This is a genomic window from Neobacillus niacini (assembly GCF_031457145.1).
Taxonomy (GTDB): Bacteria; Bacillota; Bacilli; order Bacillales; family Cytobacillaceae; genus Neobacillus; species Neobacillus niacini_J.
Genome location: NZ_JAVDVZ010000017.1, coordinates 19,145 through 34,760, shown reverse-complemented (window position 1 = coordinate 34,760; position 15,616 = coordinate 19,145). Strand labels below are relative to the sequence as shown.

General features: G+C 40.6%; 13 protein-coding genes. All 13 read left to right on the top strand.

All coding sequences use genetic code 11. The features are described from left to right. The first annotated feature begins 118 nt into the window (after positions 1–118). The 13 genes from J2Y03_RS25475 to J2Y03_RS25415 all read left to right on the top strand — a co-directional run bounded on the left by J2Y03_RS25475 (position 119) and on the right by J2Y03_RS25415 (position 15,605). Positions 119–556: a YaaR family protein gene (locus J2Y03_RS25475; RefSeq protein WP_310199693.1), complete on the top strand. Its 438-nt coding sequence runs from the start codon at positions 119–121 to the stop codon at positions 554–556. A 14-nt stretch (positions 557–570) separates the two neighbouring features. Next, positions 571–1,413: a flagellar hook-basal body protein gene (locus tag J2Y03_RS25470; protein WP_132095153.1), complete on the top strand. Its 843-nt coding sequence runs from the start codon at positions 571–573 to the stop codon at positions 1,411–1,413. A 5-nt stretch (positions 1,414–1,418) separates the two neighbouring features. Next, positions 1,419–2,195 carry a flagellar hook-basal body protein gene (locus tag J2Y03_RS25465; RefSeq protein WP_310199691.1) on the top strand — a complete coding sequence of 259 codons (777 nt, stop codon included), beginning with the start codon at positions 1,419–1,421 and terminating at the stop codon, positions 2,193–2,195. A 134-nt stretch (positions 2,196–2,329) separates the two neighbouring features. Next, positions 2,330–2,599 (top strand): flagellar biosynthesis anti-sigma factor FlgM, encoded by a 270-nt coding sequence (gene flgM / locus J2Y03_RS25460; RefSeq protein ID WP_165903197.1) that lies wholly within the window; start codon positions 2,330–2,332, stop codon positions 2,597–2,599. After that, complete coding sequence (locus tag J2Y03_RS25455) at positions 2,592–3,062, top strand: flagellar protein FlgN (protein ID WP_310199688.1); 471 nt, start codon at positions 2,592–2,594, stop codon at positions 3,060–3,062. The genes flgM and J2Y03_RS25455 overlap by 8 nt, the downstream gene beginning before the upstream one ends. A 12-nt stretch (positions 3,063–3,074) precedes the next feature. After that, positions 3,075–4,538 (top strand): flagellar hook-associated protein FlgK, encoded by a 1,464-nt coding sequence (gene flgK / locus J2Y03_RS25450; protein ID WP_310199686.1) that lies wholly within the window; start codon positions 3,075–3,077, stop codon positions 4,536–4,538. 34 nt (positions 4,539–4,572) lie between these two features. Beyond that, positions 4,573–5,451, top strand: coding sequence for a flagellar hook-associated protein FlgL (gene flgL / locus J2Y03_RS25445; protein ID WP_310199684.1), 879 nt, complete (start codon positions 4,573–4,575; stop codon positions 5,449–5,451). Between the two features lie 55 nt (positions 5,452–5,506). Further along, positions 5,507–6,004, top strand: coding sequence for a PilZ domain-containing protein (locus J2Y03_RS25440; RefSeq protein WP_310199682.1), 498 nt, complete (start codon positions 5,507–5,509; stop codon positions 6,002–6,004). A 176-nt stretch (positions 6,005–6,180) separates the two neighbouring features. Further along, positions 6,181–7,446, top strand: a complete 1,266-nt coding sequence (locus tag J2Y03_RS25435) for a flagellin N-terminal helical domain-containing protein (protein ID WP_310199680.1) — start codon at positions 6,181–6,183, stop codon at positions 7,444–7,446. A 73-nt stretch (positions 7,447–7,519) separates the two neighbouring features. Further along, the gene (locus J2Y03_RS25430; RefSeq protein ID WP_310199678.1) at positions 7,520–12,145 is read left to right on the top strand and encodes a fibronectin type III domain-containing protein; all 4,626 of its coding nucleotides are present in this window, start codon (positions 7,520–7,522) and stop codon (positions 12,143–12,145) included. A 150-nt stretch (positions 12,146–12,295) separates the two neighbouring features. Further along, positions 12,296–13,843, top strand: coding sequence for a flagellar filament capping protein FliD (gene fliD, locus J2Y03_RS25425; protein WP_310199676.1), 1,548 nt, complete (start codon positions 12,296–12,298; stop codon positions 13,841–13,843). Positions 13,844–13,846: 3 nt separating this feature from the next. Continuing rightward, a complete protein-coding gene (locus J2Y03_RS25420; protein WP_310199674.1) occupies positions 13,847–14,527 on the top strand; it encodes a glucosaminidase domain-containing protein in 681 nt (226 codons plus the stop codon). Between the two features lie 49 nt (positions 14,528–14,576). Then, positions 14,577–15,605: a flagellar hook-length control protein FliK gene (locus J2Y03_RS25415; RefSeq protein ID WP_310199672.1), complete on the top strand. Its 1,029-nt coding sequence runs from the start codon at positions 14,577–14,579 to the stop codon at positions 15,603–15,605. Positions 15,606–15,616: the final 11 nt, after the last annotated feature.

Genomic DNA, 15,616 nt, shown 5'->3' with positions numbered 1-15,616 from the left:
CTCCTTTGGTTTATCTTTAATTTAGTTTTAATAATTTGCATTGTACGTGAATCGAAAAAATTCAACCATTTTCTTTTTTGAAAAAATGATGTTAACCATTCATGAAAGGGGTATCCGCTTGAAGATCCAACAAAGCCAAGCTATCAGTCAGGATCGCTTTATTCCAGTGCGGGAGAAAGGGAAAGAATCCCCTTCTTTTCAACAAATTTTTCAGGAAACACAATTTGATTTAACGCAGGATCGTTTGCAAACTCTTCTCAAAGATTTGGATCAAAACGGTATTCGTTTAAGTACTTCTCAATCTGTAAAAGATTTACTGGCGTATAAACAAAGCATTCAAGAGTTTTTAAAAGAAGTGGTTCAAAATGGTTACTCCATAGAAGAGTATCGGTCATTTCACTCCAATGGTAGAGATAAAAGGCTAAAATTAATTAAACAAATTGACCAACAGTTGATCAAACTTTCAGAACAGGTGATGGAAAAACAAACTGTTTCAGTTGACCTGTTGAAGACGATTGGTGAGATCAAAGGATTATTAGTAAACTTATACATGTAGAGAGGAGCACGACTATGCTTCGAGGAATTGATACCGCTGCATCCGGGATGATCGCGTTGCAAAGAAGACAAAATGCGCTTACGAATAATTTGGCTAATGTCGAAACCCCAGGTTTTAAACAGGATTCAAGCCCGCTGCGTTCCTTCCCGGAAATGTTACTAGAACGCATTCGTCAATCAGAAATTTCGGGAGATGCGCCAAAAATCGGTACATTGTCCATGGGGGTGTATAATCAAGAAACCTTACCGCTCTTTTCTCAGGGGAGTCTGGTGAACAGCAACATGCCTTTTGATGTCGCGATTAACGACCAAGCGCTGCCTCCCATCTTAGAAAACGAAGAATACATAAAACCAGCTGCCTTTTTTGCCGTGCAAACCGCTGATGGCAGTTTCCAATTTACTCGAAACGGAAGGTTTTCAGTCAATGAAATCGGACAGCTGATGACCTCATCCGGAGATTTGGTATTAGGAAAAAATGGCCGACCGATATCGGACCAAGAATTGACTTCTGGAAATGTGTCAATTCAAAATAATGGGGATATTATTGTAAACCCTGATGACCCAGCACGTGCACGAACCGTTGCCTCACTTGGAATCATGGTGGTCAATAACCCGAATCAATTAGTTAAAAAAGATAATGGTTTGTATGAGTTAGAGGGGGCAGCTCCAGCTATGCTTGCACAGACTCTTCCTGCAGGTATGCAGCTGCATCATAAAATGATTGAGCAATCGAACGTTGATACGTCACAAACCATTACCGAGATGATGACAAATATTCGCTTGTATGAGGCGAATCAAAAAGTACTTCAAGCCTACGATAAAACACTAGAACAATTAAACACGATTGGAAGGGTATAAAAGCTATGAATACATCTTTATTTATTGCTTCGTCTGGTGTTCGCGCCTACCAAGGGAAGTTAGATACCATCGCCAATAATATTTCAAATGTAGAATCGACGGGCTTTAAACGCAGAGAAGCCGCTTTTTCTGAGAACCTTACCATCTCGATTCAAAACCAAACCGAACAGCAAAGGGAGATTGGCCGATTATCTCCTCCTGGTATTCGAACCACTTTTGGTTCTCGAATCGCCGGAACATCATTGGATCTGACCCAAGGTACACCTAAGCAAACGGATCAACCATTTGACTTCATGATCGAAGGGAACGGTTATTTTCAAGTACAAAGAACAACAGGAACAACAACGGAAATTTTATACACGAGAGGCGGAGTTTTTCAGCAATCTCCTATTGGCGGCGGTCGATTTCAATTAGTAAATGCCCACGGAGACATGCTGCTTGATCAAAATCGAAATCCAATTGAATGGAACACGGACAATGAATTTGTAGTGGCTAGCGACGGGGCGATTAGTGGGACAAACCAGCAAATCGGTTTGGTCGATTTCACTAATCCACAACTGTTGAAGGATGATGGCGGTGTATACCGGTTAACCGGAGGAGTGGTTACTCCAGTGAATTCAACTTACCAAATCAGACAAGGGTTTCTAGAATCGTCTAACGTGGATTTGAATCAGGAAATGACTGATATGATCAAGGCGCAAAGAGGCTATCAAGCGAATGCCCGCGCGCTCAGCTATGCGGATCAGATGATGGGAATCGCAAATGGGATCATGAGGTCATAGCAGAATGTTTACCAATTAAGCGGCGACGGTCAATGCTGCCGTTTCTTTTTTTGGAAAAAATGAGAAAAACCCTAAACATTAAACGATAAACTGCCGATACAAAAAGTATGGATAGAGTTAAAAGGAGCGGACCTATGAAAATTAATCCCTTAAATCGAATCGATACTGTATATCAAGCTTACCAAAAACAACAACAACCGAACCGAGCTGAAGCAACGAAACAGACTCAAACGGAAAAGGTAGAGCTATCGAGCGAAGCTCAACTGCAAATTCAAAAAGAAAAAGATGCAAAAATTGAGCAATTAAAAAACCAAATTGCCAATGGCACATACAAAGTAGACAGTGAAAAGTTAGCGGATAAATTACTCTCAGCTTGGAAGTCAGGTGCAAAAATCGATGAATAGCCTCACAGATGTTTTGCAGATGTTAACCGACCTGCATATCACATTATTAGAAACCGCAAAGAAAAAGCAGGATATCTTAATTTCTGCAGAAATCAATCCGCTGCTTGCTATCATGGCGGATGAATCCAAGCTCATCAAAAAAATCAAAGAAGCAGATGAGATGAGAATGGAAGTATTAGAGCACGACAAATCTTATCTTCCACTTTCGAAGTTAATTGAACAACAACCGGACGGGATAACAAAAGTTGAGTGGACGTCGAAATTGAAATTACTTCAGCGTTTATTTGAAGAAATTGATAAAGTAAACAAACTTAATCAGCAACTGATCCAGCAGTCTTTAACCTATACACAGTTCATGATTGAGCAAATGCTGCCGCAATCAAAGGATTCAGGTCTATATAGTTCAGAAGCTGCAGCCCAAGATTCAAGGGAATATGCTCGTTTGTTTGATTTAAAAGCATAGGGGAGAAAAAAGATGTACTCAACCTTTCATGGATTAGAAATCGGAAAAAGAGCGATTTTATCCCAACAAACCGCACTAAGCACAACGGGGCATAACATTGCCAATGCAAACACCAAGGGGTACACGCGGCAAGAAGCTGTACTGCAGGCGACTCTTCCACTAGCTTCTCCGAATCCTAATAACGGGACGATTCCGATGCAAATGGGCACAGGCGTTGAGGTATCGGAGTTTCGGAGGATTCGCGAATCTTATTTAGATCGTCAATTTCAGAACGAGCAGAAAGAGGCTGGATATTGGGAAGCAAAGGCAAGTGCACTTTCCAATATCGAAAATGTCTTCAACGAACTAGGAGATTCAGGTCTAACCAGTTCGCTTAACACTTTCTGGCAAGGCTTGCAGGAGCTTTCCAAACAGCCGGAAAATCTATCGGCCCGTGTGGTTGTGGTCGCGAATGGTAAAGAATTGGCCGGTCAACTCAATGAAATCTATACCGGTCTTGAGCAAAACGAAACCTTCCTGGCCGATCAACTTACAGGGAAAACCAATGAAATCAATACCATCGCCAATGAGGTGGCAGGGCTAAATTTAAAGATTGCCCAAAACATTGGAGGCGGCAAACAGCCGAATGATTTGATGGATCGTCGAGATGTACTGCTGGATCAACTTTCAAAGCTAGTCGATATCCAAGTTACACCAGCACAAAATGGCCGTGTCGATGTTTCAATCGGCGGTGAAAAGCTGGTGGAGGGGAACAATGCCAGCACATTTACATTTGATCTGCAAACCGGCGGGGCAAAAATCGCAGGAACGGATATTGAATTAGCAGGCGGGGAAATCAAGGGATTGCTAGAAACCCGTGGGTTTACGGTCAATGGGACTACCGTTGGAAGCATCCCTGATTTACGAGCGAAAATCGACCTATTGGCGGTTACCATTGCTGACAGTATGAATGCCATACATGCAGGAGCTGAGGCGAGGAATTTAGATGATATCCAAGCGAGAAGTGCCGATCCGAATGCGCCTTTAGAAAAACTTCTGTTTTTTGTGGATAAAGATGATCCAACCCAACCGCCAAAAAATGCGGGAAGTATGATGATTAACCCGGTGCTGGTGGATTTCCCTTCAAAGGTAGCGGCAGCTTCCTCGGATACGATTGGGGATGGCTCGAATGCAAAAGCGATGGGTGAGGCTCTTTTTCAAAAAATGAATATTGGTGGCACGAATGCAACGATCGGTGATTTTTACAAAGGAATCATCGGTCAATTAGGAACCGAAGTTCAAACTGCCCAGCAGTCCTCTGAAAATGCTACCAAGATAGTACAGCAGTTGGACAATCGCCGACAATCGGTATCTGGAGTATCGATTGATGAAGAATTAACGAACATGGTCCGCTATCAGCAGGCTTACAATGCCGCAGCTCGCTATGTTTCGGCAGTGAATGACTTGTTAAATACATTGATTAACGGAATGAAGTAACCATAATGATTCACGGCATGAAAGGGGGAGAACGATGCGCGTTACTCAACAGATGATCAGTCAGCAATTTATCCAAAATCTCCATCGCGGCAACAAATCAATGGAGACGCTTCATGGACAAATTTCATCAGGAAAGAAGTTCGAAAGGATCTCGGATCAGCCTGGTGAAGTCTTGAAGGGATTATCTTATCGTTCCTCATTGTCGCAAATTGAGCAATATCAAAAAAATGTGGAAGATGGTATTAGTTGGAGTTCAGCGATGGACGGTGAGTTGGGGAATGTCACGAATGTACTGCACCGCGTTCGTGAGCTCACGCTTCAAGCAAGCAATGACTCGAATAATCCGAGCGATAGGAAAAATATCGCTGTGGAAGTGCGCTCGCTCATTGATCAAGTGGGGAATATTGCGAATACAGCATATGGAAGTGGCTATCTTTTTTCGGGGACCGACTTAAATACGCAGCCCTATCAAAATGGTGCTTTGCAGCCGAGCAATCCTATCGTGAAAGAGTGGAATGTCGGTCAAGGACTCAGTGTAGAAGGGAATGTCCATGCAACCTCTGTGTTTGGATTTTCAGTAGACGGTAAAAACTTGTTCGAAACCATTGAAGTGGTGGCGCAGACATTAGAGAACGGGGAAAATCCAGGCTCGCTATTGAATTCGATTGATCAACAATTGGATCATGTGATTACCCAGCGAACAGTGGTTGGAATCAATCAAAATATGCTCGAGCTGGCGTCGAATAAATTGGAGCAATCCGAGTTGCTAAATAAAAAAATGCTGTCAATGGTTGAAGATACGGATGTCACAAAAGCCTTTACGGAGCTGTCCAGCCAAGAAACATTGCTTCAAGCATCACTATCTGCAGGGGGAAAAATTCTTCAGCAGAGCCTAGTTGACTTTTTAAGATAATTATTGTTTCCCCATCTTAGAATTAAGGTGGGGATGTTTTGAATGAGGGGATCATATGGAGGAAATACAGGTAATTAAATTAGCAGCAGTCGTGTTCATTATCCTAGTTTCTTCTATTATATATTTCACACAAACTAATAGTAAAAAGAGACAAAGGACTACTACAAAAGAAGTGAAGCCTCCCAACAGGAGAGATAACTTTCGATTTCGAATCAACATCAAAAATACGGTCATGGAAGTTTTGAAAATTGGAAGCTTGAATGTAAATGAGTACATAGATTGTGAAATTGTCGATGTGAGTGTTGGTGGAGTGGGGATTCTGAGTGACTACGACTTTCCGTTAAGGGAAAAAGTGTATGTCAGGGTTCATTTCTATTTGGATCATGAGGAATTCCTGTTAAATGGAAGGATCGTACGAAAAGTCGAAAACATCAAAAAACGTGCCGTAATATACGGTATTCAATTCATCGATCTCTCAGCAATTGATGAAAATCGTTTGATGAAAACAATCTTTGCCATGGAAAACGAACGAAGGAAAATCGCTATTAAATAGGATTCGAGAAATAGTCAGGCATGCGCCTGGCTATTTTGCTTTTTAAAAACGAACCTCATGTTAAAAGGAGAATTTTATTAAAAGTTTTCGGTTTCCCCCTCTACAGCATCCAAAATCCTGTCGATACATAAAAGCAGAGAGGGAAAATATTCCTCAAAAATAGGAGGGTACATAAAATGAGAATTAACACAAACGTAGCAGCGCTTAACACACATCGTCAATTAAATGCTGGCTCTAGCGCGGCAGCGAAAAACATGGAAAGATTGTCTTCAGGTCTTCGTATTAACCGTGCAAGTGACGATGCAGCAGGTCTAGCAATCTCTGAAAAAATGCGTGGACAAATCCGTGGATTAGAAGTAGCACAAAAGAACGCACAAAACGGCGTTTCTTTACTTCAAACGGCTGAAGGTGCATTGAACGAAACACATTCTATTTTACAACGTATGCGTGAACTTGCGGTTCAATCTGCCAACGATACTAATACATCATCTGACCGTGTCAAACTTCAAGCTGAGATCGACACCCTTGCTGAAGAAGTTGGTCGTATCGGTTCTTCTGCAGAATTTAATGGTAAAAAACTATTAAATGGTTCTTTTGACGGCACGTTCCAAATTGGTGCGAACCAAGATCAAAACATGAGCATTAAGATTGGCGATGCTCAATCCTTTAGCTTAGGTGTTGCGGGCAGTGTAGGAATCGAACAATCTAGCACGGTTACTGCTGGTCCTACGACAGGAGATACATTAAAGTCTGGAACATACAGTGTTGCTCAAAATGGTGCAACTTTTGAAGTTAAAGACGAAAATGGTAAAGTGGTAGCATCCAGTGCGGATGGATTAACTTATACCACTAAAGCATTCGACGGAACTGGTGGAGATGATACATTTACATTTAGCCAAGCGGTTAAATCTGGTACGTTAAGCTACGATGGAACAAATGTGAAAGCAACTGCCCAATTCGCTAATAGCGGCCTTGAAGCTGGTTCTTATAAATTCGATTCAACAGATAATGTTCTTTTAGATACACACGGGGAAGTAGTAGCACGTACCATTGACGGAATTGCATTCAAGGGAGCTGACGGTTCTACAGTATTTTCAGCAACTGTAGCATTAACTGGTGGAAATGAACTTAAAGTAGGTGGTGCAGATGTTTCAACACAAGCTGCAGCTAATACCTCCATTACAGCGATAAACACAGCAATTGAAACAGTGGCTGCTGAGCGTTCTAAAATGGGTGCGGTGCAAAACCGACTTGAATTTACAAACAACAGCTTAAGTACAACGGCTGAAAACTTAACATCTGCAGAATCTCGTATTCGTGATGTTGATATGGCAAAAGAAATGATGACATTCACAAAGAATAATATTCTTTCTCAAGCAGCTCAAGCAATGCTTGCTCAAGCAAATCAACAGCCACAAGCAGTACTTCAATTACTTCGTTAATATCTAAAAAAGAGATTTAAGGGAACTTAAATCTCTTTTTTAAAACTATTTTATAAAAAAGGAGGGAGTTTTTTTGAGGAAAATTAAAACACTCCCAATCATTGTTAGTTTCATACTGATCGTTCAGCTATTCTTTCCTATTATCGGTGTGTTGGCTGCAGAGGTACAGGCACCTGCTAATCTAAAAATCTATGAACGTTATCCAGGCAGTGCTGTGATCGAATGGGATGCTGTGCCTTACAGCTCCGGATATAAAGTCTATAGAATGGACGGTGATACGAAAACGCTGACGTCACAACCAACTACTAACAAAGCGTTTATCACCTTAAAAGAGGGAACCTACTCATTCGCTGTATCGTCCATTGTAAATGGATCGGAGTCACCCCTCTCGCAACCAGTTTCTATTGAAATCATTTATCCAGAGATGCAAGCACCAGGTAATATTCAATCAAAGGTAGAAAGATTTTATGATGTAACATTGAGCTGGGACACAGCAAGCTATGTTCATTATTATAAAATTTATCGCGTGGTGGATGGAGTCAGGAACTTAGTCACTACCACAGAGAAGACCACTCACGCTTTTACTACCTTACCTGAAGGACACTATGTATACGAGGTAACTACGTATAATAGTATTTTTGGAGAATCCGAACAAGCCTCCCGAGTTGAAGTGGATGTCGTATATCCAGATATGGCGGCCCCTGCTAAATTGAGTTATACCGTAGCGAACGGGAATGATGTTACTTTAAGCTGGGATCGTTCTAACTACGCAAATAAATATAATATTTATAAAGTTGAAGATAACAAGAGAACACTCGTTACTTCCACCACGAATTTAAATGTGACACTTACGAATGTTCCAGAAGGAAAACATCTTTATGAAGTAACATCCTATAGTTATACCTTTAAGGAATCAGAAAATTCCACTGGGATTGAGGTTAACCTAGTTCATCCAGATGTAAAGGCTCCTGGGAATTTGAATTTATCGATCACAAATGGAAATGATGGAGCCCTAAGCTGGAGTAAAGTAGATTATGCGACGAATTACAAGGTTTATCAGATCATAGATGGATCAAGGGTATTACTTAAACAGACAACGTATCCGCAGCTGAGTTTACCCAATATGGAAGAAGGAAACTATATTTACGAAGTAACTGCATATAGCGACCGTTTTGGTGAATCATTGGGAGCTAGGTTGGAACAACAAGTGACCCATCCAGATATGCAAAAGCCTGAAGGATTTACAGGCACTGTCTTAAATGTAGATACTCTTTATTTAAAATGGAACAAAGCAGAATATGCAACAAGCTATAAGCTCTACCAGGTAATAAATGGTGAGCGAAAATTTGTTTCAGACATTAACAATACCTATACAGCGATTAACAATTTACCAGAAGGTGACTATGTGTATGAAATCACCTCTTACAGTGATCGCTTCGGTGAATCAGCACAGGCTTCTTTAGTAGAAGCTGCTATTGTATACCCTGAAATATTGGCACCTTACGTACAAGCTTACGTGAATCAGGAAGCCAAGTCTATTGCTCTATGGTGGGATGATGTAGACTTTGCAACTTCTTACGATATATACCAAGTAGTGAATGGAGTACGTACGCTAGTCCAACCTACACCGAATACTCGTATCGTTTTTAACAATATGCCTTATGGAACTTATTCCTATGAGGTAATTGCACATAGTAAGTATGGAGATTCACCTTTTTCGAACCAAGTGACTGCAAATGTTGAACCAGTATTAGATGCTCCAACGACTCCAAAGGGAACAGTAAATGGTGACGATGTGGTTCTTAGCTGGGATCCTGTTAAGGACGCTGATTCCTACAATGTGTATGAAGAAGTAGATGGGGAGCGGGTTCTTGTTGGAAATACGACTGACCCTGAATTAGCAGTAAAGGGTGTGGAACCAGGGGAACATACGTATGTCATCGTTCCAGTTTCTCCAACAGGAAAAGAATCCAGCGAATCCACCACGGTGACAGTCGATGCCGACCAATCAGATACAACTGCACCGGTTACTGAATCCAATGTGGTTGATAAGTGGAATCGAGAGCCTGTTTCTGTAGAACTAACCGCGAAAGATGATGTGAGTGGTGTTGCCAAGACATTCTATTCGGTAAATGGTTCCAATTTTGTCGAAGGTACAAGTTTTGTTGTTAGTGATGCGGGAGTTTCTACTGTTTCATTCTACAGTGTGGATAACGCTGGCAATGTAGAAGAAGTGAAAGCAGTGGAAGTGAAAATCGATATTGCTCCGCCAGTTACAACTTCGAACGTAACAGGTGAGTGGCTAAAGGAATCCTTCCTAGTAAAACTAACAGCAACAGATGATTTTAGCGGGATTGAAAAAACTTACTACTCCGTTAATGGTTCTGAATATGTTAAAGGGGCGACAGTTTTTGTAAGTGATCCAGGAGTGAATACAGTTACCTTCTTCAGCGTGGACAACGCAGGTAATATAGAACAAGTAAAAACTGTTGAAGTGAAAATTGATAAAACTGCTCCAGTAACGGCTTCAAATATTATTGACCAGTGGAATCAAGGGAAAGTAGCAGTAGAATTAACGGTGACCGACGATCTAAGTGGTGTAGCGAAAACCTTCTATTCTATTAACGGCTCAGAATTCGTAGAAGGAACAACGTTTACTGTTAATGAGGTAGTAAGTGAAGTATCATTCTACAGTGAGGACAACGCAGGTAATGTAGAAGAGGTGCAAACAGTAAAAGCTAAGATTGATACAGTAGCTCCAGAGACGGTATCAAATGTTACTGACCAGTGGAATAAAGGGGAAGTACCTGTCCAACTAACTGCAACTGATGACCTAAGCGGAGTAGCGAAAACCTTCTATTCTATTAACGGCACAGAATTCGTGGAAGGAACAATGTTTACAGTTAGTGAAGAAGGCGTAAATAAAGTATCATTCTACAGTGTTGATAATGCCGGAAATATTGAAGAAACAAAAACTGTCGAAGTGAAGATTGATAAAACGGCTCCAGTAACGGTCTCGAATGTTTCAGATAAGTGGAATCAAGAAGAAGTATCAGTTGAATTAACGGCAACCGACGATTTAAGTGGTGTAGCACAAACCTTCTATTCTATTAATGGCTCAGAATTCGTAGAAGGAACTGCATTTACTGTTACCGAGGAAGGCTTAAATGAAGTATCTTTCTATAGTGTTGATAACGCTGGAAACGTAGAAGAAACCAAAACTGTTGAAGTGAAGATTGATAAAACGGCTCCAGTAACGGAATCAAATGTTTCAGATAAGTGGAATCAAGGAGAAGTAGCAGTAAAATTAACGGCTAACGACGATCTAAGCGGAGTAGCGAAAACTTTCTATTCTATTAATGGCTCAGAATTCATAGAAGGAACAGCATTTACGGTCTCCGAAGAAGGCGTAAATAAAGTATCGTTCTATAGTGTTGATAATGCCAAAAATATTGAAGAAACAAAAACTGTTGAAGTGAAGATTGATACTGCAGCTCCAGAAACAACATCAAATGTTACTGACCTATGGAACCAAGGAGAAGTATCAGTCCAACTAACTGCAACTGATGACCTAAGCGGAGTAGCGAAAACCTTCTATTCTCTTAACGGCTCAGAATTCGTGGAAGGAACAGCGTTTACAGTTTCCGAAGAAGGCGTAAATGAAGTGTCATTCTACAGTGTGGACAACGCAGGCAACGTAGAAGATGTGAAAACAGTAGAAGTGAAGATTGATCGTGCAGCTCCAGAGACCACCTCAAATGTAACCAATCAGTGGTATAAAGGAGAAGTAGCGGTTGAATTAACGTCAACTGATGACATAAGCGGTGTAGCCCAAACCTTCTATTCTATTAACGGTTCAGAATTCGTAGAAGGAACAGCGTTCACTGTTACGGATGAAGGCATAAATAAAGTATCGTTCTACAGTGTAGATCACGCTGGAAACATTGAGGATGTCAATACAGTAGAAGTAAAAGTGGATAAGACAGCCCCTATTGTTACATGGAATGGGAATGACCACTATGCACTAGGAAGTCAGATGAAAATTGGTTATTCAGCTTCAGATTCCTTATCTGGTGTGGCTACTGAAACAGTAACCTTAAATGGCAAAACCTATAAGAATGGTGACGTTGTAACACTAAAGGATCCAGGCAGCTACAAAGCAAACGTAACGGTGACGGATCAAGCAGGATGGACAACAACACTAGAGAAAACGTTTATGGGTTATATTCCTGCTACCATTCGTGTGTATCCTGGCGGGGAAAAAGATGATGATGACCACAAATGCAATAAGAATGAATATAACTATAAAAAATATGATGATGATGACAAAGAAAGCAATGGTGTTTTTAAAGTTGAAGTAACTTTACCAAAAGGAATGAAAGCTAATTTTGACCTTTCGACAGTCACTTTAAATGGGATTAAACCGATTTCTAAGAATAAAGGGCTTGCTAAACAGGCAGAAAAGGGAACGTTTTTCTTCGAACGGAATGACTTCAACTGGAAATCTATGGGTGGAGGAAATTCTGGAAAAGGCAGCAGTAAGTATGAAGAAGTACAAGTAGAATTCAGAGGTATGTCCAACAATCAACTCGTAATTGGCTATACAACTGTCAGCGTTAAGAAAGAAAATCAAAATCAAAATCACGATTACGGTAACATAGGATCTTGGTTTATTAATCTAATCAAATTTTTTAAATAGTTTATCAAGAAGGCCTTAGGATTCCTAAGGCCTTTTTTTACTTGCATAAAATTGGCTAAAAAAATGAATAATTTACACTTTTAGCTCTCTACTTTTTATATAACATGCCGATACTACAAAAGAGATTATATTTATGTGAGGTGACTAGCAGTGAATTCTTCCTCTACCACTAGGTTAACAGGGTTTGCTTCAGGAATGGATACAGACTCGATTGTTAAAAAGCTGATGAATGCCGAGAGTATATCGCTAAATAAACTGAAACAAAACCAACAAAAGCAAACATGGTTAAGCGATACATATCGGCAATGGAATGCGGATTTGTTAGCGTTTCGGTCGAATACGATTTTAAATATGAGTCTATCAAAAACCTATAATACGTTTGATGTCACTTCAAGCCAAGAGAATTCGGTTTCGGCATCTGCTTCTGGCAGTTCCCTAGCTGGTACCTATTCAGTAGAAGTGAAACAATTGGCAGGTTCAGCCACTTTTATTGGAGATAAAGTAAGCTTAGATCCAACAAAGACACTTGGAAATTCTGTTCAAGGGACAGGCCAACTAACAACGGATACTTTGATTGCAATAAATGTATATAATGACCCGAAAAATCCAGCGGCCCTTCAATCGGTCACCATCGATGTTAAAACGACAGATACGATCAATGATGTAGTGGCTAAGATAAATGGTGCCAAGGACAGTACGGGGAAAAGCTTAGGACTGCAAGCTTTTTATGATCCAACCTTACAACAATTTACGTTAAAAACAAAGGAAACTGGAGCTGGCACCAAAATTGACTTAAGTATGAATACAAGTGCTGAGAGTCAGGCATTCTTGAAAAATACACTTGGTCTAAACACAACAAACTTAGTTGCAACAGGTCAAAATGCCAATGTCATTTTTAATGGAAATGAAATTACGACCTTAACATCAAATCAAGCGACCATCATGGGAATTAATTTTTCCTTTAAAAGTCCAACCATCGGAGCAAGCATGGTTACTGTTTCGCAAAACACCGATGGAGTCATTAAAAATGTTAAAGAATTTGTTGATCAATATAATGGATTACTAGAAAAAATAAATAAGGCGGTAAGTGACCCTGTTTATAGGGATTACCTGCCTCTTTTAGAAGACCAGAAAAGTGAGATGAGTGAGAAACAAATTGAAATGTGGGAGGAAAAAGCGAAAAGTGGTCTTCTTCGCAGTGACAGAATTCTATCTGGGTTGGTTACGAAAATGCGCAGTGCGATGACTTCTATTGTCGATAATGGCAGTTCCTACAATTCACTTTCGTCAATCGGGATATCATCTAAAAGCTATCAGGACAAAGGTAAACTTTATGTGGATGAAACAAAATTAAGAGAGGCCATTCAAGCGGATCCTGATGCAGTTGAAAAACTGTTTTCACAACTTGGAGATGCAAGTAAAGGGACAAGTGGGGTTATCAATCAAATTTCCGAGACTTTACAGGACGGGATTAAAGAGTTGACCAATAAAGCGGGTTATACAGGGAATAACCAATATGACCAAAGTATTATTGGAAAGTTATTATCGAACACGCAAATGGATATTACTCGGCAAACCGAGAAGTTGTATCGTAAAGAAGGACAATACTATCGCCAATTTGCAGCAATGGAGCAGGCAATGGCTCGGTTTAATTCACAAAGTTCGTGGTTATCCCAGCAAATGGGCGGGGGTATGTAGGCTATGAATATTGGATCATTGTCTAGTAATTGGCTACTTCAAAAAACCATTATGGATACTTCGCGCCTCGGGCAAAGTAATCTTTCGAATCTATCAGGTCTAACAAAGAATTCCTTTGAGCAATTGCTTGAACAAGTTTTGCTGCAAACCGAAATGAATCAGAAATCGACTAGTAATCTAGATATTTCATCTCTGCTCCTTAGTAGTTTGAACTCGTTTGTTTCTAAGCCAGAAGTGGGGACTTTGCAAACTACTTCCCTTACTCCTACAAAAACTGGTGGGGACGATCTTAATTCTCATCTCAAGGGAGTTTTGCAGAATACAGGTCACTTTTTTGCCGAGGCTGGTAAAAAGTATGACATCGATCCTGCTCTTCTGGCAGCCATCTCAATCCATGAAACGGGTAACGGAACGTCTAACGCGGCTCGCTTTAAATTTAATGTGGCAGGGATGATGGGGAAAAACGGTTTAAAAACCTATTCATCCATTGAAGAGAGCATTTTTGATATGGCCCGTAACCTCCGTCAAAACTATTTAGATAAAGGAAAATTAACCATTGCTCAAATTGGGGCAAAGTATGCACCAATCGGCGCGGCTAATGACCCAACTCAACTTAATAATCACTGGGTAACAGGTGTTCAGCGCTACTTTGATACCCTAACGACAGGGAGTAATCTCGCTTAATGGGTGCCATTTATATAAAGGAAAGATTAGGAATTGTAGGTGGCAGAACATGATTCAGCTTTCAGGAATACAAATGAACGGTATTAGTCAAACAGGCAAAATGGCAGTGAAAGAGGGAGAACAGGCTACTGGTTTTGATGCATTGTTGAAACTTATTGGACAAACGGAAGAAGAGGATGCAGAGTCATTGGGGTTGGTTAACCTGCCTCTTATTCTACAGCAGAATCCTTTAATGGAACCTGTTCTCAAGCATATGTCATTAGAAATTCCCTCCTTTGCACAGGCGCAAGGCGCACCAATATTAGCGAAACAAGTAGTAAATTCCCCCGTGCCTGAATCGTTCGTAAAAGAGCCGATGACATCAGCTGAAAAAACAGGAGAAATAAAGCTGGACGCTGCAACATTTCTCCATGTAAAAGAAGGAACTGGAACAGCTACAGAACAAGTGGTTAAAGATTTAGAAGGATTAATACAAAATAGTGAGGATTCAGGGCAAAATGAATCGCAGAGAGAATCGCAAACAAGCAAAAACTCTCCGGCGGATTTTTTTACCATGGTCAATTCATCGCCGACAAATCAGCCGATTATTTCAAGTGAGAAGGTAAAACCTACTACTCAAACCGTACATGCTAACCAATTTGATCAAGAAGTAGCGAGGTTTTTGATATCGTCGATAAATGTAACAGGAATGGAAGATGGAATGGAGGCTGCATTTACTCTTGCACCTGAGCATTTAGGAAAGGTCGATGTTAAGGTAACGATTCAGGATGGACAGCTGACAGCTGAATTTCTTACCAGTACTCCTTTAGGAAAGGAATTGCTTGAATCGCATGTCCAAGCGTTACGCTCAGCACTAGAAACACAAGGTTTGCAAGTCGGAAAGATTGATATTACACAGCAAACCTCCACAAATTTAAACTTTATGGGAGCTTTCTCTCAAAAGGGAGATTCGAATGGAAGACCCGGTCAGCAGGATTCACGAAAGCGTAGTGAACCAGTTCAACTGCCAACACAAGAGGAGTATCGCGATTACATAATAGACATTGGATGGGTTTCACAAATTAATACAACCGTGTAAGGGAGGAAAAA